The 21,161-nt window shown below is 40.2% G+C and carries 19 protein-coding genes; 8 read left to right on the top strand and 11 right to left on the bottom strand.

Translation table 11 applies throughout. The annotated features are described in order from the left end of the window. Nucleotides 1–161: 161 nt before the first annotated feature. A complete protein-coding gene (locus N483_RS08355) occupies nt 162–1,190 on the bottom strand; it encodes a fibrinogen-like YCDxxxxGGGW domain-containing protein (RefSeq protein ID WP_023400849.1) in 1,029 nt (342 codons plus the stop codon). A gap of 231 nt (nt 1,191–1,421) precedes the next feature. On the opposite strand from N483_RS08355, the gene N483_RS08360 reads away from it, so the two are divergent. Continuing rightward, nucleotides 1,422–3,065: a DUF6794 domain-containing protein gene (locus N483_RS08360; RefSeq protein WP_155735407.1), complete on the top strand. Its 1,644-nt coding sequence runs from the start codon at nt 1,422–1,424 to the stop codon at nt 3,063–3,065. 185 nt (nt 3,066–3,250) lie between these two features. Here N483_RS08360 and N483_RS08365 read toward each other — a convergent pair whose 3' ends face one another. The 3 genes from N483_RS08365 to N483_RS08375 all read right to left on the bottom strand — a co-directional run bounded on the left by N483_RS08365 (nt 3,251) and on the right by N483_RS08375 (nt 7,572). Further along, nucleotides 3,251–4,678 carry a hypothetical protein gene (locus tag N483_RS08365; RefSeq protein ID WP_023400847.1) on the bottom strand — a complete coding sequence of 476 codons (1,428 nt, stop codon included), beginning with the start codon at nt 4,676–4,678 and terminating at the stop codon, nt 3,251–3,253. A gap of 212 nt (nt 4,679–4,890) precedes the next feature. Continuing rightward, nucleotides 4,891–6,765: a S8 family serine peptidase gene (locus tag N483_RS08370; RefSeq protein WP_023400846.1), complete on the bottom strand. Its 1,875-nt coding sequence runs from the start codon at nt 6,763–6,765 to the stop codon at nt 4,891–4,893. 420 nt (nt 6,766–7,185) lie between these two features. Continuing rightward, entirely contained in the window at nt 7,186–7,572 is a 387-nt protein-coding gene (locus tag N483_RS08375) for a hypothetical protein (protein WP_023400845.1), read from the bottom strand. A gap of 587 nt (nt 7,573–8,159) precedes the next feature. Between N483_RS08375 and speD the strand changes: the two genes are divergently transcribed. The 3 genes from speD (at nt 8,160) to N483_RS08390 (ending at nt 11,506) form a co-directional block, all read left to right on the top strand. Then, nucleotides 8,160–8,597, top strand: a complete 438-nt coding sequence (gene speD, locus N483_RS08380; protein WP_023400844.1) for an adenosylmethionine decarboxylase — start codon at nt 8,160–8,162, stop codon at nt 8,595–8,597. 21 nt (nt 8,598–8,618) lie between these two features. Continuing rightward, the gene (gene speE / locus N483_RS08385; protein ID WP_023400843.1) at nt 8,619–9,578 is read left to right on the top strand and encodes a polyamine aminopropyltransferase; all 960 of its coding nucleotides are present in this window, start codon (nt 8,619–8,621) and stop codon (nt 9,576–9,578) included. A gap of 146 nt (nt 9,579–9,724) precedes the next feature. Next, nucleotides 9,725–11,506, top strand: coding sequence for an ABC transporter ATP-binding protein (locus N483_RS08390; protein ID WP_023400842.1), 1,782 nt, complete (start codon nt 9,725–9,727; stop codon nt 11,504–11,506). Between the two features lie 16 nt (nt 11,507–11,522). Here the strand turns inward: N483_RS08390 and N483_RS08395 are convergent, their stop codons facing one another. Both N483_RS08395 and N483_RS08400 read right to left on the bottom strand, forming a co-directional pair. After that, nucleotides 11,523–12,239 carry a transposase gene (locus N483_RS08395; RefSeq protein ID WP_023400841.1) on the bottom strand — a complete coding sequence of 239 codons (717 nt, stop codon included), beginning with the start codon at nt 12,237–12,239 and terminating at the stop codon, nt 11,523–11,525. Between the two features lie 104 nt (nt 12,240–12,343). Beyond that, on the bottom strand, nt 12,344–13,036 hold the full coding sequence (locus N483_RS08400) for a hypothetical protein (protein ID WP_023400840.1): 693 nt from the start codon (nt 13,034–13,036) through the stop codon (nt 12,344–12,346). Nucleotides 13,037–13,575: 539 nt separating this feature from the next. Between N483_RS08400 and N483_RS08405 the strand changes: the two genes are divergently transcribed. Then, nucleotides 13,576–14,595: a phospholipase D family protein gene (locus N483_RS08405; RefSeq protein ID WP_023400839.1), complete on the top strand. Its 1,020-nt coding sequence runs from the start codon at nt 13,576–13,578 to the stop codon at nt 14,593–14,595. Nucleotides 14,596–14,963: 368 nt separating this feature from the next. After that, complete coding sequence (locus tag N483_RS08410; protein WP_023400838.1) at nt 14,964–15,512, top strand: hypothetical protein; 549 nt, start codon at nt 14,964–14,966, stop codon at nt 15,510–15,512. Nucleotides 15,513–15,657: 145 nt separating this feature from the next. Here the strand turns inward: N483_RS08410 and ppiC are convergent, their stop codons facing one another. From ppiC to N483_RS27455, 3 genes are all read right to left on the bottom strand, one after another. Next, nucleotides 15,658–15,936, bottom strand: a complete 279-nt coding sequence (ppiC, locus tag N483_RS08415) for a peptidylprolyl isomerase PpiC (RefSeq protein WP_023400837.1) — start codon at nt 15,934–15,936, stop codon at nt 15,658–15,660. A 224-nt stretch (nt 15,937–16,160) separates the two neighbouring features. Beyond that, nucleotides 16,161–16,325, bottom strand: a complete 165-nt coding sequence (locus tag N483_RS27450) for a hypothetical protein (protein WP_023400836.1) — start codon at nt 16,323–16,325, stop codon at nt 16,161–16,163. A gap of 18 nt (nt 16,326–16,343) precedes the next feature. Continuing rightward, a complete protein-coding gene (locus N483_RS27455; RefSeq protein ID WP_023400835.1) occupies nt 16,344–16,556 on the bottom strand; it encodes a hypothetical protein in 213 nt (70 codons plus the stop codon). Nucleotides 16,557–17,261: 705 nt separating this feature from the next. Between N483_RS27455 and N483_RS08425 the strand changes: the two genes are divergently transcribed. Beyond that, complete coding sequence (locus tag N483_RS08425; RefSeq protein WP_023400834.1) at nt 17,262–18,122, top strand: hypothetical protein; 861 nt, start codon at nt 17,262–17,264, stop codon at nt 18,120–18,122. A 587-nt stretch (nt 18,123–18,709) separates the two neighbouring features. Continuing rightward, nucleotides 18,710–19,024 carry a hypothetical protein gene (locus tag N483_RS08430; protein WP_023400833.1) on the top strand — a complete coding sequence of 105 codons (315 nt, stop codon included), beginning with the start codon at nt 18,710–18,712 and terminating at the stop codon, nt 19,022–19,024. Nucleotides 19,025–19,261: 237 nt separating this feature from the next. Here the strand turns inward: N483_RS08430 and N483_RS08435 are convergent, their stop codons facing one another. After that, complete coding sequence (locus tag N483_RS08435) at nt 19,262–20,254, bottom strand: fatty acid desaturase (protein WP_023400832.1); 993 nt, start codon at nt 20,252–20,254, stop codon at nt 19,262–19,264. Nucleotides 20,255–20,478: 224 nt separating this feature from the next. Then, complete coding sequence (locus tag N483_RS08440; protein ID WP_023400831.1) at nt 20,479–20,904, bottom strand: acyl-CoA thioesterase; 426 nt, start codon at nt 20,902–20,904, stop codon at nt 20,479–20,481. Between the last annotated feature and the right edge of the window lie 257 nt (nt 20,905–21,161).

Raw genomic sequence — 21,161 nt, forward strand, 5'->3', positions numbered from 1 at the left:
ATAAAGCCCCCCCTTTGTTCAGATTTTATAATCATTAATCATCGCTATACCATAAAGCGTGATGAGGGATCCAAAGTAACTTATTCAAAAGAATCAATAGCTCTGACCCTATTGATTGGAAGGGATCAATGACTCTGACCCCTTTGATCATAGGTAATTACTTACCTCATCCACAATAGCGCAAAACGGGTGCCATTTGGCTCCACTTTACTTGCACATAAACCAGAGCCAATTGCTCCAGACGCATAGGTACCTCGTGCAACCCAGCAATGAGTTGGACCGTGCGGGTCAACCTGCCAACCAACTTGATGAGAGTTGTTTGCCCACGTTAAATAAGTAGGTAAAACGCAGCTCGACACAAGCGTTGTTGTGTCGTTGTAATCTGTTCTGCAGCTTGGAATATCTGCAACCTTAGGCATATGCTCCACGCGATCTAAATAGCCCCACGCACTTCGGATCAAATTCAAATCATAGGTTGATAAATTGTCAGCATAAACAGTCTTGCCACTTACACAATTTGCACCAGCACAGGCAACTTGCTCTCTAGCATCACGAAACTTGCTTAAGTCTTGCTGATAGAGAAATAGTGAACTTGGGTCATTAGGGCTGGTTTCAGGTATCGTGCCATAATCAGAGATGCGAGCAATACCACCGGGCTGAGTTTTAGGATAACTACCGACTAATGTCCAGCCACCACCATCTGTGGTCATATCACAATAAAATGACTGTTGCTCACCAGACTCATTTAGCAATTTATACACACCATCACCGACACTATAACCTGCATCTAAAACTTGCTTACAAGTCTCAAAACTCGCTGCCGGATTATGATTAAAACGCCAGTCACCACTGGCTCCTGTATTACTATGCCAGCTGCCTTGGTAAACACCAGAGTCGCTGAGCCCCCCTGCAAAGTAGCGCAATTCACCAGAAAGTAAATCACTGGTTTGGAATTTGATATTGAGCGCATTGACACTGGCTTCTCCTGATAGGATCAGTTCAGATTCGCTCGCCACAAAGTGCGCTCTAGAGCCCTTCACGGTCAGATCAACTGTTGTTTCGTTAACAAGCTGTCCATCATGAACAGTATCTAAATGAAGTTGATAGTCACCAGAAAAGTTATTCTCTGTGGCAAAAACGACTGTCGGCATGAGCAGAGCAAAAGCGGTAAGTTTATTGATGTTTTTCATTAAATATTCCTAATTTAAGTAGCCAAAGTAATAAGTGGCTATGGTTCCTAAGCAGTTTTCTCCCGAGTAAAACTGCTAGTCGCGAGTATGTAATATTGACTTCTTAAATACCAGAGGCATCAATAAATCATTGCAATAAAACGCACTTTTCAAGCCGCGAAACAACCTCTTGATGTCTTAAACTGACAGTAATAAAATCAAGAAATAACAATAATACGAGCGGTTTTATTCATGGAAAGAATGTTCATCCAATTGTTCAGCATATCTTTGATTTTGTTCATCAGTAGCTGTGCAATCCCCCCCTCCCAAACCGTAGAACAAACGCCACAAAACTTGAAAGAAGCGGTTTTAAGACTTCAATCTACGCTACCGCCTGAGGACTTAGCCGCACTGAAAAATACTACAGAACAAGACCTAGCTAAGTATCACCATGGATTTGGAGCTGGCCTCAGAAACTCACTGGGTCTTTGGTCTAAGTCGGCGCTCGCTCAATGGTTTGCACAGCGTGATATTCGTCACCCTGACAATATGAGCAGTATTATTATCAAAAGCTTACATCGCGAACTTAATGGTCTTCCATGGGAAGTTGATAAGCAGCTCCACACCTATCAAATATCTCAGCAAGAGATTGAAATTCTTCATAAAAAGCACCTTTTACAGGAACGAAAAAGATACGCTAGGCGAAAGTCGGCCATACTCGGGTGGCAATGGAAAACACATCAAGCCCCCAAAGCTTTGCTACCCAAGCAGCCAACTAATAAAGATATCTGGGGGCTCGAGCCCTATGGCAATGGTTTTATTGTCACAGTCAAAGGCTGGAGAAAAACTCATAAAAATATATGGCATGATGGGGTTTATTTTATATCCGCAAAGTCAACACAGCTCTCGCCAGTCGCGGTTCAAGGCTGCCCAGAAATTCACGATGTTATTGTGCGTGGAAATCAGGCCCAATGGCTATGTAAAGTAAATAACCAGTGGTCAATTATCACAACCGAACCAGCAACACCTTCGACACATCAGGCGCTGCACTTACCCACTCAATTTGACTGGTTGCGGCTGGGTAAAAGTAAAGCAGGATTGCTCATTATTTCTCAAGATGCCATTTATACCTTGAATTCAGACAAACTAGCTCTACTATTTCAAGCTAATTCAAGTACTAGGCAATATCCTGAGTTCGACTCCGACGGCTATGGAAACCAACAAGCTAGTGAATTTTTCTTTCCGCAAAGAAGCGCAACACCGCTGTTGTTCAACAATGCTGTTTATTTTCAGGTAGAAGATACTGGTAATGAAACCGACTTATACCGGCTTAAGTTAACAGAAATGGATCTCGAAAGTGCAAATAAGTTCTTTGTGCATAAATACATTGGCAGGCGAGCTGTCAACATCAGCGATGTAGCCGTTGATAACCACGACAACCTTTGGATAGGCACGCCAAACAATGGAACATTGGTCAAGCTCGACAAAAGTGGCAATACAAAGTTTGCCTCTATTTTCAACAGTCTAGATCCTCAAAAAACCATCACCACGGAACACCAAATACATTGGCAGGCGCTCTTACCCACAAGTGCCATATTGATTTCGGATGAAGCTATGTATTTAGCCTCTTCCAATGGCATAGTATCAGTAAAAAATAATGAGATAACGCCCGTTGTTTATTTTGATTACCCACAGGGCATGGACAGAGTCCCTTACACAGCGGATCCTCAATATGGCTACCATATAAAACCACAGCGACTGGGTAAATTTAACGATGGCAGTTTTATCCTCGGAGATCGATTTGATGGTGTATATTTGTTGATGAAAAATGGCTCATCCTACGATTTTTATTTACCCGAAATGACAAAAAAAGCCTATCTTATAGGCCGTAACTAACTTTATAGTTGGCGCTTTTGCTAATGTACTTAGATAGCTTGCTAAAGAAGTATAGAAATTGTTTTACCTGTGGCCGATGTATAAGATTATTGCCATACTGAGTTGGTGGTCTCTGTGACCACCTCTTTAGGCTCAGTCTCTGCTCGGCTTTTTACTATTTAAAGGCTTAAACCTATTAAGTTCACTTACATCTTCGCTTCATAGGTTTTATCAACCACCTCTACTGAGATATTATTATTGTTAAAGTTCCCGACAATACGTTTAAAAACAAGCCCTTCTTCACGAATAAAGCGAATGAATGCACGGGTATAATTAGGAACGACTGTCGCAATCGTATTATCATATGGGATATGCATAAAACCTGATTGGAAAATTATCTGCGCATCTTTGAAATATACAAACCCCTGGCGCTTTGCTGACATATTTTCCAAAATATAAAATTGTGCACCTTGAATGACTTGCTCATGTTCAATTTGTTTAAACTTAAAGTTTTCAATATGTGGTGCAAATGGACCATATGCTTTGATAGCAGAAATGCTATATGCATCTGCCAATATTTCGATCCCCTGTTCAACCAGTACTTTCACCCCTCTAATTTGACCTAGGTGAGGATGAGTAATAAAAGCTGACGTAATACGTTTGGTGGGAAATTGCTGCTTGATTAAATTCAGAGTCTGCCGGGCAACACGTTCGCTCGGACTTGCTCCAAATAGAGTGATCTCATCTCCATTCACTTGAAATACACTGTTATGTCGCGCTGAAGAATCAGTCACAACATACAAGTTCTCAGCAATTTTGGTCGCCTGCCTCACCCCATCCCCGGCTTTAATGATAGGCCCATACCCAGCTGGCAATGTAAGTTTATCGGAGTCGATTTTATCTATCACATAAAAATCAGCATTGAAGCTAATATAGGTAGGAGAAGAATCGCCAGTGTAATATTTATTTACTTCAGTCGCTAACGTAAAGCCATTGATGGTTTGCACATTATTATATTCAAACCGACCGCCGCCCTCACCCAGATCAAGAGATTTTAAGCGCAGTGTTGTAGCATCAAACACATACTTAATCGTCTTTTGATTGGCGTTTTGATGTGTGATCAAAAACGTGTTGGCTTCATTGTTATAAGTTACTTTTACATGCTTTTTTATTTCGCTTTCTCGCAATAGAGGTCTGATGGCCAAAAAGTCTACATTGCTCAGTGTATAAGGTAAGGCACGATCGAAATTATCCATCCCCCTTGAGATCACCCCTTTCCCTATAGTCGACGCATTTTTTTCGTAAAAATAGCTATGTGTATCATTTTGAAACTGTACTCTGTCATATAGTCTGCCTCCGGCAAAGTATAAGATATCATTGTCATAAAAGTGCTTATTGACCATGTCGACATCGATTGATCTGATTGACATATGCCGGTTAGGTGTTTGCATATCCCAATAGTTTTGACTTCTATAAACATTATTCAGAAAGTGATATCGCAAAGAAAACGCATCAATTGAAAGTGTGTTTTGGTACTTTGCTTTTATTTCATTGATCACCGCTTCAGTGCCTTTTGCGTAGGCTGGTTGCACAAACCAAACCATCAAGACAATTAGACTAAATCGTAAATACACGTGACGCTCCTTTTATTTCACAAAGAGATGGACATAACTGCAACAAAGTCGATGCCCTATTAATGTGATGAAATGTCAGCAATGTAAAACGCTAAGCTTAAGAATTTACAAAAGTTTACGAACGGGGAAAGTAAAAATGGGCGCCGCAACCCGGCCCCCACAAGTGTGAGTCGCTAGCAAAACCCATGGCTTAGCTAGCGAGTTAAAACAAGTTAAAGTGCTTTTTTCTTTGTCACTTTATTTTTATGTCCCAAGATACGAATTGACCAACTCTCTAAGGTACCTGGCTTTACATTATTCTCGACAGACTGTACTTGTCGGCCTGTATCAAAATCGAATGTCGAAAAAGACATAGGCTCATTGCTCATATCAGTGACGTGGATTTTCCACTCACCAGTACCTGCATTTGCCTTTTCATCCCAAAATTTATAGCTCAGCATCAAATGATCGTTGTAACCATCGGCACTGCCAGGTGACTGCTCAGGCAGGTTAAGGTGCTGACCAATTAAATTATTAAATGGTGACATAACAATACTGCGTGTACCACTTGGTGACTCTAATTCCACTTTTATATCAGAAATACGAGCATGTTTGGCATTTAGGCGGATCTGAACACCTTCAATAAACAAGTCATCATCAACCTGGATTGACGCAGTTGTAGTGCGCGATGCATCATCGTGGATCATTGCATTTACCGTATTACCTAAACCATACCAAGGTGTTTTTACCAACTCTGATGGCAAGTCTTCAATGGCAAAGCGACGCACTAACTCTGTCGCTTTATCCACATCCAATAAACCAAACCCATAGTAAGGAGAAAAAGTATGCCCCGCCGCATTGGTTGACCAGCCCTCGAGGCCAGTGATGCCATTAACTTGAATATCTGCTCGAGTTGGATCTACCTTGGTTGCAGTGCGCGCCAACAAGTGACGAATATCACGCGGAGTAAGGTCATGGTTTTGTTGCTCAGCCGCTGATAACAACAGCGCAATAGCACCTGATGCATTTGGCGCTGCAGACGACGTACCATTCATTCGTACTGTAAAATCATCATGTTCTGAGCAGTCAAAATTCGCATCAACATGTTCAATGATCCAGTCACATGAAATACGGGTGGTTGCGTGTCCGGGCGTACCTCTGTCTAACCCACCAGGCGCGGTGAGAAATACGTTACTACCCACTGTTGAATAACTAGATAGCACACCATCGGCACTTAGCGCGCTCACGGCGAGGTTCCAAAAGTTAGCTGGTGTATAGAGTGAGTTACCATTGGTCCAAGGCAATCCATAGTTATCTCCGACAGGAAAACTATAGCCGTAGAACGACAGGCCCTGCTCTGAAAAATAATGAATGCGAGAAGCAAGATAAGAATTACCCGCAGCCTGCACATAAACAGCTGTGCGCGGATCTTCTTTAGTCGACAAGGTCACCGTCTCATAGATTTTTTCCTGTTCGGGCTGACTAAAGAGCAGTACGTCATTACCTTGCGCATCTTTAACTGTTTTAGAAAAAGTATACGGTAAGCTAACAGATGGGCTCATACCATAACTTTTATTGAATACACGAATTCTATCAGCCGTCGTGTTGTCAAATTGATTACCATCAAAGCCGTGACTTACTTTCCAATGCTCATGACTGTCAAATGTTCCACCGAAATTGGTAAATGCAGCAATTTGCGCAAGTGGTGCAACACCTCGAACACCTATATTATTTTGAGCGGCTGCGATAATCCCAGCGACCATGGTGCCATGATCGCCACCAATTGTCGGCTGAGCATCTATTGCTGGATCATCAATGGCGTTGGCGGCCAGATCCGCATGACCCAGATCAACGCCAGAATCAATCACAGCGACAAGCACATCTTGGCCTTTATGCCCCCAAATATGCGTTTGCCATAAATTCAAATCGATACCCGACTGCGTATTGCTTATGGCGCCTGAATTAAGCAGATTCCACTGCAGTGCCAACATGGGATCACCATTTGGATCAAGCCAACGGTGCTCATAATCCCTATCCGTTGTTGCCAATGCATTCACTGAAAGTAGCGCAGAAACGAGACCTGCAAGATATTGTTTTTTTATTTTCATAACAAGTTCCTTTTATGGGTTCAATTTATTTCTAGCATTCTAACTTTCAACTTGTCAATAAAAATACACACCTTATTCTCCTAACTTTAACAAAATAGTATTTAAAACGACCTAAATCCCGCTAAAAAAGCGAAGGCTAAGAAAAGTAGATAATCATTGAAAGTGGCGAGGAAATAACAATTAGGTCATCGTAGAGCTAAGGTTGGAAACGATTGAGAATAGAAAAACGAGATTAAAATGAGGCTGTTTAATTGCCTGAAAGACCCCCTCTGAAATTGGGTTTTGTGATCATATTCTAGAAACTAAAGCTATAGCTGATAAGTAACAACCCACAATAGGTACCTTTAGGGTACATATGAACAGGTTGTCACTGTATATTAAAATGGGATCAACGACTCTGACCCCATTGATTTAAAGGGTTTAAAAATCTAAGACTTTAGTAACAAAGCACTTTTGAGGTAAAGCACCTCTTTGCATTTCAATTTTTACTCTATCACCCTCTGAAATAGCAGAGGCAATATTCACCACTTTTTCAAGTGTGTCCGGCTCGTCATAGGTAACAACATTACTCATAAAACATCTGAATTGACGGCCATTGCTATCTGTTGCAGTGATTGATAAATGATTTGCGCTCACGTTCATGGAAAAAGTACCTGACTGACTGTGATTAACTACAACTTCAGCGACATCAATCGTGACAGAGCCATAATTTTGCTCAGAAATTGTAACCTCAGCAGCAGATGCAAGGTTTGCTGACATGCCTAATGCAAAAACAGATGCGCCTAAAAATTTATTTATTGCTTTCATTGTATATTATTCCTTTATACATATATTAACGTTACCCCTTAAAATTAAGGGAAATAAAAAAGCCATTAAACGTTCCTAATTAAGGAATATATCAACATTATTTTTTAATACAACCACAAAAAACGAATTAAAAACACACAAAATATATTAAATCAATTATCTTACGCACCAAAAAACAAACACTCCTTTAAATGCAATAACTTACAAAAATCAACATCGTGGATTATTGACATTAAATTAATTAAATAAAATGGAAGGGCTTAATAAGAAAGTAGATTTCAAATAAAAAACTTAGAATTTTAAAGCGACTTACGAAATTGAACAAATGCCTTTTTAAAATTAAATACTAGATAAGATAAAAAAGAATGTCTCTCACTGCCCAAAAAGGGCAATTTTCATCACCTTGTACTTGTCCACAATCATTGCACATTTCAATGCTGGAATACCTGCGGTCAGAAAAAATTTATTTTAATGGCTTTCCCAGTAACTAAATATCTGGTTGTTACGTGTTGCCTTACTTCACTATAAAAATATTGAAAAGGGCGGTACCCCCAGAGCGTATCTAAAACAGCACATTGAGTAAAAAAATGAATATAACCTCAGCAGAGCCACAGCTAGTTCACCCTTTGGGTCAACACATTATTGTCGATATATTCGACGCCTCAAATTTAATGGGCGAGCAAAACATCGAGGACATGATGATTAACTGCGCCAACGCTGCAAACGCCACGATCCTGAAAACCCATGTGCACCCTTTTGAAATTAACGGCGGTGTATCTGGCATGATTATTTTGGCTGAGAGTCATATTTCTATTCACACTTGGCCGGAGTACAACTTTGCAGCCATGGACATTTTTATGTGTGGTGATGCACAACCCCAGCTGTGCCTGCCCGTGATAGAACAGTATTTTCAACCGGGTAAAATGGTAGTCAATGACTTCACTAGAGGCGGCTCCATCAGTCGCTTGGGAGAGTTCCAACCACTTTTGCACAACAAATTACAAGCAACCTCAATAACCGCATAACAAAACGGAGTATTCAAGCACATGACTAAAATTAATTGGCATTATGAGCAAATGACAAGTGGTATTCACATTGCACTTCGTTCAGAAAAAGATTTGGTAGATGTGGAAACAGAATTTCAAGACGTCAGTATTTTTGAGACCCGCCACCTTGGTAAAGTAATGCGCATTGACGATGGTATTCAGGTAACGACAAAAGGCGAACACATCTATCACGAAATGATGGCTCACGTTCCTATTATTTTTCATAACCGTGTTAAAAACGTGCTCATTGTCGGCGGTGGTGACGGTGGCAGTGCACGTGAAGTACTAAAACACCTCAGTGTTGAAAAAGTGGTCATGGTGGATATTGATGAGCAAATTATCCAATTGAGCCGTAAATTTTTGCCCGAAATAAACAATGGCGCCTTTGATGATCCAAGATTTGAGTTGCGCATTGGCGATGGCGCTGACATTATCTCCCAATACAATGATTGTTTTGATCTGATCATTTTAGACGCAGCGGACCCCGATGGCGGTGCATCGGAAACCTTATTCACTCCGTCATTTTTTGCCAATTGCTTAACCGCATTAAAAGCTGAAGGTATTTTAGTCGCACAAGGTGGTACGCCTTATTTCGAACCTTATATGATGCAGTCCATGGTGTCGCGTTTAACTCAAGCATTTAACAACCCTGCTGGCATATACATGGGCGGCTGCTACGACTATTTTGGCGGCTCCCACGCATTTATTTGGGCTACTCGAAATGGCAGCATTAATACGCTGCCACTAGAAACGCTAGAATCACGTGTTGCTACAGCGAATATTCAAACTAAATACTACTCACCTGAGGCACACTTTGGTGCTTTTTTCTTGTCAAAAGACATGCGAGAGCATGTAGATCAAGCTGTTAAATGCGAAAACGTGGACACACTGTCGATGCCTGAAGCCGGTGATTGGGACGATTACACGCCAGAGACATCAAATAACAGCAACGATCAATAGTCGCGTATTCAATATGCCACTTGGGCATAAGCATATTTAAAGAAGTCACTGATACGGAGGTTGGTACCGTGCCAGTGGCTTATTAGCTCTAAGCTCAACTCACTTTCTTGAACTCTGTTTGATACATATAGATACAGCATAAAGCGATGAAATCATTATATAAACGATTTGAAAAAATAGGCCAAAAAGACTCTTTTGACAGCCAGTTATACCAAGCTAAACACAATCTTTTATTTATTCAGCAGTGCTCAAAAGAGTTTTCCAGTTGGATAGCTATCGCATTCGTCATTGCCTTATTCGGCGGGATTTTACAAATTGTGACCTATGATTTTTTAGGCTCGTTAGTCGATTGGTTAGATAATGCAGGCAATCAATCACAACTCAACGACAAAGGGCATGATTTAATCTTCATTGCTATTGCGATTGCCGTTGTTATTCCGACTATTACCCTGATTAAGAATCTTGTTTTTCATCAGTTGCTCGGCCCAAACTTACAAAAAAATACCATCATTAAGCTATACCGAACATTAATAGGCACACCGGCGAGCTACCACGAAGAGGACGATCCGGGGGCTACAGCCATTGTGATTGTCGATACGTCCGAAGCCATCATTGATGTGGTTTTACAGTTTTGTGGTTTCGCTGGCTTTATCTTGGCTTTTATTGGCGCGCTACTTGTTTACGTGGGCAATATCGATGGATGGCTTACCGTCCCATTCCTTATTTGGACTGGCCTGTTTTTAGTATTATTGATGGGGCAATGGATCCCCAAAGCCAAAACAACTAACCGTCTAGAAGCTGAGAGTTGCGCCGAAATAACCGGTAAATTCACAGAACGCTTTGCGCGTATTCGAACAGTGAAAATGTTATCTAATAAAGAATACGAACAAAAATTCGCTGAAAAATGGGCCTCTCGACATCGCAGAGTCGTCGCGAAGGAATATCGAGTTTTTTCAAGTTTTGCCTCTGTGGTAGGTTTACTCAACGGATTGTTACTTGTTGGGACAGGCGGGATGTGCTTAAAGCTATGGATGGAGGGCACGCTCTCAATCGGCGAGTTTTCCATGGTCTTAGCGTTAGTCTATCGGGTAATATCCCTCTCAGAATGGTGCCAAGATGAGTTTGACGCCTTTTTTGTTTCTTGGGGCCAAGTGACCGTCGGCAGAGAGCTGATCAATGAGTTTCTTGAAGAAGTAGAGCTCATCGAAGGGGAGGGAAATTTCCATGCTGCAAGAGGCAAAATTACGTTTAAAAATGTCGAGTTTGCCTATGAAAACAAAGCACCATTATTCACTGACTTCTCTTTAAAAATAAAAGCGGGTGAAAAAGTCGGGATCATCGGCCCTTCTGGTTCCGGTAAGTCTTCTTTGCTCAATATGCTCTCTGGTATTGATGAAATTGAAGAAGGAGCCATTTATATTGATGGTAAAAATATCGAAGACTATTCAACCGAAAGCATCTGTAGTGAAATAAGTTTTTTAAATCAAGATATTGGTCTTTTTAATCAGAGTATTTTTGAGAACGTCGCTTTTGGCTTAAATAACGTGAGCAAGGCATCGGTAAGGCATGCTCTTGACATGGCCAACGCCTTAAATTTTGTTGACAGCTATCAAGATGCGCGAGGCCGTCGTGGCTTGTCTGCTTTTATCGGGGAAAATGGCGGACAACTATCTGGCGGTCAACGTCAACGTCTGGCATTTGCCAGAGCAATACTGAGAAATAAAAAAATACTCCTGCTCGATGAAGCAACCAGTGCGCTTGATCCAGCTTTAAAAACTGAGTTTATCGAAACCCTCAAAGTGCTCATGAAGGGGAAAACCGTCATTTCAATCGCCCACTCTTACGATGTACTCACCATGATGGATCGCATTATTGAAATCAAGGACGGTAAAATTGTCAGAGATACAAAACCAGCTGATATCATCTAAATCAATGGGGTCAGAGTTATTGATTGTCTTTTTGCTTTTTGTAATTTTCTGACCTTCTATCGCCGCCACGAGGCAAAGGAGTCGAGCGTCTACCTGACAACATTTCTATATGTTGCTTAAACTGCTTGCTGCCGAGCACCCACATTTTATTTGTCGCTGCGTGAATTTCTGTCAGCGCTTTTGCTGGGATCTCATCAACAAACAAAGCTCGGTAGTTTGCCTGCCTTTTTTGAGAAGATAAACCCAGAGCCAAATAAACATCATGCTCTGTCAGTAAGCAAATGTTTTTTCCCAATGCGTTATGATGATAACTTGACCAAGTATATTTCGCAGGTTCCGACACCATACCAGCCCTAACTGGGTTCAATTCAATATAGCGACTCACAAGTAAAAAGTACCGCTCAGTATCCACTAACGTCGACTTATAACGCCCTTCCCATAAAGTGCCGGTTCTTTGGTAGGTGGTATTAAAATATCGAACATAATAGCGCCCTAAAGACTGCATTAATTTGCTCGTACCATTTGCCGTTGTTGGAGTCAGCAGTAAATGAACATGATTCGTCATCAAAACATATGCATGAACTTTCACACCATATTCATTAGCATATTTTTTTAGTTTATCTAAATAAACCGTATAGTCTTTTGTATTAACAAACGTCGCTTGTCGGTTGTTGCCTCGCTGAACAACATGCTGCGGTATATGAGGTAGGTTCAATCTTGGTAATCTCGCCATGTTGTCACTAATCCTTTAGCTATTGTGGCTACGGTAATTCATTACTTTTATTCAAAATTTGTGAAGAGATCAGCGACTCTGACCCCTTTGACCTTTAACGTCACCTATGCAAACGTGCGTATTTTCGGGTTCATCGCTTCAAATAAAAAGTGGCCAAACAACCCAGCATCAACATCTAAGCGCTCAGAAAGGGTTTTATATTCCTGTCCAAAGCCTTCAAAGTGGAATTGTTTACTGTATTGTTCAGTCAGTTCATTTAATCTGATTGAGCCATTTAACGAAGACGCATTCAAATCAGCATACTGATACGAATCTTTAAGCTGTAAGCCCTCAACAATTCCGCTGTGTAGTTGAGTAAATGCGTCTTTCAATTTCTCGTTACCCGACAGTGCTGTTTCTAAGTCAGTTATCTGCGAGGCAGAAAGCTTGCCACTGTTCAGCTTTAAATCCCCTTCTTTGTCTTGATACAAATCCAAATCACTCAAGTCCAATTTTGGGTTTTTGTTTGCTTGTTCTGTTTTAAACTTCTCAAATTCACTCAGACTTGTCTTCAGTGCTTTGTGAGTTTTTTCCATTGCATCAACATATGCAAGGGTGATTCTTTTTGCCTCGTCTTCAGCCGTTTTAACATCCTCTTTGCTCACACGAACATGTGTTTGCATAGTCACTTTTGCCGAATTTAAAGGCACTTCAAGTTGCAACTGTGAACCTTTCAATTGTTGTTTAAGTGCAGGCTGCTCACCTCGGGTGGGCGCTGGCTGACTAGTAACATTACGGCTTCGATTAATTTCCATCATTTTGCTCCAATCCTTGATAGCCATATGCGAATAATTAGCTAAATTAAAAAATATTAGAGTATAAAAAATAGCGCAAACTCACACGCTCACAAGAACAATCCGTTTTAGCACAAGTGATGTGATTATTTCTGCGCAAAGCATTATTACAATCATAAAATTATTAAACGACATGCAATTTAACATTACAAATAGAGCAATTTAAATTTCGAATAAAATAATAACAGGTGCATCTAAGTAGATTGTAGAAAGCGTCACAACATCAGCAGTTGTTTAACAAATTTGCATATTAAAAAATTAAAAATTGGACGAAGAGCCAAAGCGATAATACATGACAGCATGACTTTGAATACCAACCTTTAAAATCAATGGGGTCAGAGTCATTGATTATTTAATCCTAACCTTTTCATCACGACAACAAACTCCTTATTGATAACAGGTTTAAGCTTTTTACACTCCTCTTTGATTGAACGTTACTTTTATATATTATTTTTGATACATTGCCACAAAGCAATTGCAAAACAAGGAACTAGAAAAAGGTTATGGATATTTTAATTGAAGATGGCAATGTGAGAAAGCATAAACAAAAACTGCAGAGCCTTATTTCTAATTCTAAAAAGAGTATTGATATTGCAACAGCATACCTAACTGAGACAGCGCTGCTTGAACAAAAAAAGAATGTAAAAGTTCGGATCCTCACATCAATATCTGCAAATGATATTTTGAGTGGCTCAGTATGTTTGGACGCTATTGCCTTACTATTTAAACAAGGTATCGAAATTCGATTACTAGACCCAGACAATAACCACTTTCACCCTAAAGTTTATATATTCGACCACAACAAGTTTGTTATTACTTCGGCAAACTTCACTCGCAACGCAATGGAAAACAATCTCGAAGTAGGTGTAAGCAGTGACTCCCCTCAAGTTTCTGAGTTAGTAAAGTGGTACGCAAACCTATGGTTCAAAGCCACGCCACTAACAAGCGATATACTTGAAAACTTGATTGGTTTCCAAAGTAAACACCAACAAACAGCGCTAGAAATAAAGAAAATTCAAAACGACTACCATCAATTGAAAATCAATTATCGACAAGCAAAATTTGAACATCACAATTATAAAAAATCTAATTTTTTTATTTGTAATAGCAATCGAAAGTACAGCGAACGAAGCAAAGATGGCAGTTATTTGGATGAGGAATTAATGCTTGCCAGTGAACATGCGATTGCTTGGGAAAGCTATAGATATGTAGATCACATGAAAAGAGTAGTACCTGGCGACATTATCTTTCTTTACGCCAAAAAAACCGGAGTAATTGCAATAGGAGAAGCCCTAGAAAGGGCCAACAAAGTTATCCCCGAGCAAGCGCTTAAAAAGTCTACATCAACAAATGAATGGAGAATACCTGTCAGGTGGCTAACACCTAAAGATGATAGATTCGTGATAGAAATACCAGATCAGGCCGTTCAACCTACATTTCTTGATATCAGCGCTGATAAATATGGCACTTTGAGAGACAAAGTTATGGCTCACTTTGAACATAACTTACAAAAATTGGCATAGTGTTCCCGAAAAAGTGCATTACACACAGATCCGAATTCGAAGAACCTGACCGTGCAAAGCTGCTTTTGAACAAAGTAAAGCAAAGAGATTTCATACCTGTTTATGAAGTACAAAGTCCAAGTGTTTACTTGGATATCAATTGTGCGCGCGAATCGCTTTCTATTTTATGAATCAACGACTCTGACCCCTTTGATTATGACCATGCCAATTCACACCACTTATTCATTAAAATCACTAATAATTGGTAGCTAACAACAATATCCATGCTCAAATTAACGATAATACATTGAAAACTATAGACTTTATATTTGGTGCGCTTATTGCTCAATATGGCTATGCACTTACTGAATAAAATAAGGAACTATGTTATGGATATAAAAACAATAAGAAACTACCTAATGGCAACTGCTATTGTGTGTCAAATCGCCCTTTTAATATGGGAAAGCTTAAATGGTGGTGTCGTCACCCATCACTTTTTAGCTCGAGAGGATATGCCAGGTTTGTCGAATTGGTGGGGCCTTGTGATCTTACCATTTTTGGTATGGATCACCGCTTACAGTATTGAAAAAAGAAGTCAGCATTTACAAGATAATCAGGACCGCTCCAAATTTCATAAAGCGGCTTACATAAGTTTTTTAGCCATGTTAGTTATTAGTATTGCCCAGTCGACTATTTTTAGCCTAGGTTATTCAACCGCAGCACTGTCTATATTAATGGCTATCACATTTATTTCGCTGTTCTTGCCTTTATACCGAATTGAAGCGATTGTCGGTTACGTTTTAGGTGGAGCCTATTTTACAGGCCCTATGATCCCATTTGTTGGCGTGGTGATATTTGTCGTGGTATCTGTTTTTGCACATTTCTGTATCAAACCACTCATCATCCGTTTAAAGGCGCCAAAAACCGCAGCGGAATAAAAATATTTAACCGCGTTAGACGCTAGCTTCGTTGGCCACAATCAATGAAGCTGCGATCTTTTTGAAAAGTGTCTAACGCAGAGTGTTTTATGACAAGGCCACTGCGTTTTCATTTTAAATAAAACTCTAAGCCTTTTGAGCTTATTTAAGTGCGGTACAACACTTTAATGATATGCCAACCAAATTTAGTTTTAACCAGCTGCGGAGTAAGTACTTCACAAGAAAAACAAACTTTATCAAATTGAGGTACCATGGTGCCGCGCCTAAACTCACCTAAGTCTCCACCCTTCTTACCTGATGGGCAGGTTGAATGCTTCTTCGCTAAAGTTTGAAACTTTGCTCCTTTTTTTAGCTGTTTGAGAATATCTTCCGCTTGCTCTTTATGCTTTACCAATATGTGTAATGCATGCGCTGTATTGGCCATATGACTCTATGCTCACTGTGTAAATTATTGCACTAATAATTAAATGCAATAATACACCAATACGTTGTGAAAGATGAGCACTAGGATACTAAATCGAAATGAAAGGAATAAAGGCCAAGTTATGGCTTAGTCGTTATTGCAGCAGAAGACAAAAAAGGTCGACCCCTAAAATTTAGCTGCAAATACAATTGACTCCGCATTCATCGCTCCCTTTGATCAGTTTATTATTCCATCAGCACTTTCGTCACCTGCTCTTGATGATTCAAAAAATCCTTTGTAATTGCATAGTGATCAGGATCTTCGTATTTGACTTCACTTATACCTATCTGTGAGAAGTGATAAATTTTTGCCCTTGGGTATACCAACAATACTGGCGAATGGGTCGCCATAAATGATTCTCCGTGTGATTACTGATGCAGAGATTTACCGCCATAGCCACTCTGGCTCCCCACTTCACCCATAAGCGTCGCGAGGTTGTAAAAGCTCTCAGCTCGAAGAAAGTACCCGTCTCTTGGGTGCTTAATACTTTTAGTTGCCTTGAGATACTCATAGAGTGACGAATGGATTTTATGGGTAGTGAATGTTGACTGCTTAGTGCCACCTTCAGCGTTAAGCCCCATAGCCTCCGCAATCGCCTCGATGAGTGTAGACTTACCCGGCTCACTTCCCCCTAAAAAAAGATAAATTCGGAATGAAATTCTAAGTAATCTAGCTCTCTAATCGTAGGAATATTAAAAGGGCAAACCTCGAAACTCTCTATATTGTCACGCTTTATCTGAATTTCTCTGAAGTAAGGAATGTCTGTAAAACTCATACTTTCTGTGCCGTTGCGTATTGTTAGTATCGATGTACGCCAAAACAAGTAATTTTGAACAGAGATACTAACAAAATAAAATTTCTCGCGACTCTATCAATGGGGTCAGAGTCATTGATTAAATTTATGGTTTACACTTGTTGACCTCTTTCAGAGTTGTAGCGCAGATCAAGCTTTGGATATTAAATCATGGCCTCGTGCCAAATATTTTAATAGGATCAGCGACTCTGACTTCTTTGATCGCAGTATCAATGGGGTCAGAGTCGTTGATTAAATTTATGCTTTACACTTATTGACCTCGATAAGGATTGTAACGCAACTCACGGTTTGGATATTAGATCATTGATTCCAGACAAGTGTTTTGAATGGGATCAGCGACTCTGACCCCTTTGATCCTTGAAATTCACAAGACAAGGCACCAACTAGTAAAAAGTAAATAATCAGATGAACACAACGCAATTTCAAAAGATGCACTACGCTAGTAGTATTGGGCGACAATGATGAGAGACCAATGTACAGGCTCATACTTATTTGGTTATTGCTAGTAAGCCAGGCGTCTATTGCGACAGAAACAATTCGCGTTCGAGGCAGTCAGTCAGAGTATGATAGTACCCATAATTACTATGTGGGACTCATAGAGCTGGCTTTTGATAAACTCAATAAACCAATTAGGATTCAATTTTCACCTTATATGGTGCAGGACAGAGCGCTCTTTGAACTGCAGTCTAATCGTTTAATTGACTTGTACTGGGCAGGTACCAACCAGCAAAGAGAATCAGAATTGGGCGTGGTGCCCATTCCACTGATTAAAGGGCTACTCGGGTATCGAGTTTTTACTATTCATCAAGATAGTGAACAATTCTTTTCTCAAATCAAATCTTTAAAATCGCTAAAAAATACCACTTTGTGTCAAGGGCAGCACTGGCCTGATACAGACATCATGCTAGCGGCGGGCCTTAGCGTGATCACCAACGTCGTATATGAAAACATGTTTAAGCAAGTCTATGCAGATAGGTGTAAAGCCTTTCCCAGAGGGATCAATGAAGCCTTCTCTGAAGTAGAAAGTCGAAAAAAAATCATGCCTAAGTTAATGGTATTTGATGATGTTATTTTGCACTATCGGTTCCCAATGTATTTTTTTACTCATAAAAACAACACGCAGCTCATTGATGATCTGAAGTCGGGCTTAATGCTGGCAATCAAAGATGGAAGCTTTGATCAATATATCCAAACTCACCCTACGACCAAGCATTTGTTTCCCCTTAGCAAATGGGACGATAAAACGATATTGACCATAGATAATCCGTTTCTACCTAAGTCCACACTGACTGATGATAAAGAGCTATGGATAGAACTCGGTAATAAAAAATAGCGGCCAACTATATGAATCTTAGAGATAGAAGCAAAAGTCGATTACATACGAGCGTAAACAGAGAGTGGAGCATCCTGAAATCGTAATTTAATGGCATGCTTAGCATAAAGCCTTAGAAACGACATCATGCGATTACCCCATCAACTCCGCGCACACTATCTACAAATTAAAGAGCTCAGATATCGATGTAGGTATAGATAAAAAACGACTTAATACTCACTATCGTCACGTGTCAAATCGTCCTACTCACATCGGAGAGCTTTAATGGTGTGACATCGTCGCATATCATTTTTTAACACAATAAGGCTTGTCAGGGACTCCTGATATTGCCAATCTCAATGGGGTCAGGGTTATTGATTTCATAGTGAACGCTTGCTACTCAAGCTTCAATGCGCTGACTCCCCTGATAGAAAGGCTGTATCTAGCAAAAAATTGACACCTTAGGTGGAATTGACCTCGAATAAAAATATTTTGCCCACTACTTTCAAGGCCTAGCAAAGTAATCTCGCGCTACGTAGAAAGCTTGGTTTAAAAAATGCATCAAGAACTCACTAAGAAAAAAATTTAAATTGAGTGATGTCACCACCATGAATGAAAGCACAAATACCGTGTATGTATTGAGCGGCTACGCAAAATGCTCGACCACAGATCAAAGTAAATACAAACTCGGCAACAAGCACTCTATCGGCCTGTTAACGACCGATAAAAACTACAAAGATAATATCAACAACCTTAAAACCTTTATCAAAGATTTAGGTTGGGACTCCATCACGTTTTGCATGGTTGAAGAGGTTGATGATATCAATACTTTGTCCAATGACGTTTTGATATCTAGTTTTCAGCGCGCCCAGAAAAATGGGCAGTCATTGGTGGTTAATGACTTGCCTATTACCGTGCACTAGCGGCAAAGAGATTATGACTATGAGCGCAGCGAGAGCACTCTCTTAAAACAATGAAACTGTGGGGTCAGAGTCGTTGATCGTTCATGTTATTTGGGATTACCAACCTCATTTGAACAGTGACGATGCGGGCTGTTGGTCATTCAAAGTAGCAATTAAAGCGAGCATTTTGAAAGGGTTCATATGACTCTGACCCCTTTGATTGACCCCTTTGATTGACTAACACAAAGGTCGACTACTCTACTCTTTTCCTGAGTACTCATTCGCACGCTTTAAGCTTTGTAAGTCATTAAAACGTACTCCGTGCTGGGCCATAATTGGCCGTATTTTTTTGCTTATCAATTGCCGAATATAAAAGGGTTGATTCGGTACAAAGTGATGAATGGTATGTGTACGGCCAAAATCGAAACAAAATAGTTGAAAAGGTAAAAACCAGCGACTGGTGATCACATGTGTTTGCTCTAACATATTACTCACACCACCATAGTAGTGCATTGAAGAAGTAATTAAATTAAGAGAGGTTGAACGAATAATATTTGGTACTATCAATACCACCATCAAGAACTCAGCAACTGCAAGCAACTCCACTCCCCATGCAGGTAATTCAAATGGGTGAATAAATTGCAGTACATAATAAACAATCACACTATGTAAGATTGCAAAGTAAATCGTCGCCAGCGGAACACCTGCATTAAAGACCTGAAAAAACTTAAAGTCACGTATTTCTTTACTAAAACGCTTTGAATTGATCAATAAACCCAGCAGCCCATCAGCTACCACAACCGCTCTCAAAAATGGAGACTTAATACCATTACCCACCAGGCGCTCCTCTAAGTCTTGTGGAGTACCAGAGACTTTATGATGATGTAAGTGGATCTTCCTGCGATACCAAGGGTTCACAGTGTTTGGTCGCATCAACCAAACAATTAGCATCATAAAGTTATGTATAAATGGATGCTGATTAAAATACTGCTTATGGAGCAGGTCATGCTCTAATTCATGGGCAATAGAAGTAATAAAGGCAACTAAAATAACGCACAGCCACGCAGGCACAACGGCGAAATAATAAAGCGTCACAACGCCAATAAAGGAGCATAATGACAACAGAAAAATCACCATCGCAATGCTGTTTTGCTGCTTAAGAATAGGGTAACGCCCTCTTAGCGATGACTCTTCGGCTTTAATCGCTGTCACTATCGCATTGATATTCTGATTCGCTGTTAATTTTGACATTGATAGCTGTACTAAATAGTTGATATTAGAATCATACCGGAATCAATGGGGTCAGAGTAAACGGTTTTTGAAATTCACGTTACGCCTTCCCCAACGTATCCAGACAAAAGTAGCGGGTCAATTGAAAGCAGGATCGAAATACTCTGACCCCATTGACTTAGCGGGTCAATTGAAAGCAGGATCGAAATACTCTGACCCCATTGACTTACACTGACCCCATTGATTTACATCTCGTATTGCTTAAGTATCGTCAGCATATCGCCTGAAATGGGCGCTTTTTGTCCCGTTTTCATATTAAACATCACCACAGTTGCGTACCCTGTTGTACATATTGCTTGCAGTGATTCACTCAACGCCTCGTAGCGCATGGTAAAACGATCTTCTTTGATGTCAGTAATATATGAACCAATATACAAGGTATCAGGAAAAGTCACCGGTCGTTTGTATTGCGCATAAGTATCACGTAGAACCGGGCTATGGCTGGGTTCAGATAAAATAGAAAGTAAGCCTGTTTGTTTTAAAAAATCAATGCGTGCGGTTTCGAAATAACGAAAGTACGACACGTTATTCACATGCCCCAATGCATCCATTTCACCCCATACCACATTAATTTTTGTGTTAATTGCAAACTTTTCGAAAAACTCCTGCATGACCTTACCTCAAATTATGATTATTTATTTTGAGAGTAACAACTCATCGTACCAGCAGCAAGGTGAGTTTGTGCGAAGGGTTTAACTATAGGGAGTTGTCTTATTAATTTGGTATCAAAGTTAAATCGAGAAGATTTGTATTCTAAAGAATCAATTACTCTGACCCCTTTGATTAGGATTGCAGCTGAGCCTAGCACCTCTGCAAAATGACCCCTGACCTCCGTCAGGATGACGAAAGTAAGAACCCCAAAACTCAC

It is taken from the genome of Pseudoalteromonas luteoviolacea NCIMB 1944 (assembly GCF_001625565.1).
In the GTDB taxonomy this organism is placed as follows: Bacteria; Pseudomonadota; Gammaproteobacteria; order Enterobacterales; family Alteromonadaceae; genus Pseudoalteromonas; species Pseudoalteromonas luteoviolacea_F.

Excerpts from the sequence above, each read along its gene's own strand:
- N483_RS27450 (WP_023400836.1), bottom strand. The coding sequence starts at position 16,325 with ATGGCGACCCATTCGCCAGTATTGTTGGTATACCCAAGGGCAAAAATT.
- N483_RS08405 (WP_023400839.1), top strand. The coding sequence starts at position 13,576 with ATGGATATTTTAATTGAAGATGGCAATGTGAGAAAGCATAAACAAAAA.
- speE (WP_023400843.1), top strand. The coding sequence starts at position 8,619 with ATGACTAAAATTAATTGGCATTATGAGCAAATGACAAGTGGTATTCAC.
- N483_RS08370 (WP_023400846.1), bottom strand. The coding sequence starts at position 6,765 with ATGAAAATAAAAAAACAATATCTTGCAGGTCTCGTTTCTGCGCTACTT.
- N483_RS08355 (WP_023400849.1), bottom strand. The coding sequence starts at position 1,190 with ATGAAAAACATCAATAAACTTACCGCTTTTGCTCTGCTCATGCCGACA.
- N483_RS08400 (WP_023400840.1), bottom strand. The coding sequence starts at position 13,036 with ATGATGGAAATTAATCGAAGCCGTAATGTTACTAGTCAGCCAGCGCCC.
- N483_RS08390 (WP_023400842.1), top strand. The coding sequence starts at position 9,725 with ATGAAATCATTATATAAACGATTTGAAAAAATAGGCCAAAAAGACTCT.
- N483_RS08410 (WP_023400838.1), top strand. The coding sequence starts at position 14,964 with ATGGATATAAAAACAATAAGAAACTACCTAATGGCAACTGCTATTGTG.
- N483_RS08375 (WP_023400845.1), bottom strand. The coding sequence starts at position 7,572 with ATGAAAGCAATAAATAAATTTTTAGGCGCATCTGTTTTTGCATTAGGC.
- N483_RS08395 (WP_023400841.1), bottom strand. The coding sequence starts at position 12,239 with ATGGCGAGATTACCAAGATTGAACCTACCTCATATACCGCAGCATGTT.
- N483_RS08360 (WP_155735407.1), top strand. The coding sequence starts at position 1,422 with ATGGAAAGAATGTTCATCCAATTGTTCAGCATATCTTTGATTTTGTTC.
- ppiC (WP_023400837.1), bottom strand. The coding sequence starts at position 15,936 with ATGGCCAATACAGCGCATGCATTACACATATTGGTAAAGCATAAAGAG.
- N483_RS08435 (WP_023400832.1), bottom strand. The coding sequence starts at position 20,254 with ATGTCAAAATTAACAGCGAATCAGAATATCAATGCGATAGTGACAGCG.
- speD (WP_023400844.1), top strand. The coding sequence starts at position 8,160 with ATGAATATAACCTCAGCAGAGCCACAGCTAGTTCACCCTTTGGGTCAA.
- N483_RS08440 (WP_023400831.1), bottom strand. The coding sequence starts at position 20,904 with ATGCAGGAGTTTTTCGAAAAGTTTGCAATTAACACAAAAATTAATGTG.
- N483_RS08425 (WP_023400834.1), top strand. The coding sequence starts at position 17,262 with ATGTACAGGCTCATACTTATTTGGTTATTGCTAGTAAGCCAGGCGTCT.
- N483_RS27455 (WP_023400835.1), bottom strand. The coding sequence starts at position 16,556 with ATGGGGCTTAACGCTGAAGGTGGCACTAAGCAGTCAACATTCACTACC.
- N483_RS08430 (WP_023400833.1), top strand. The coding sequence starts at position 18,710 with ATGAATGAAAGCACAAATACCGTGTATGTATTGAGCGGCTACGCAAAA.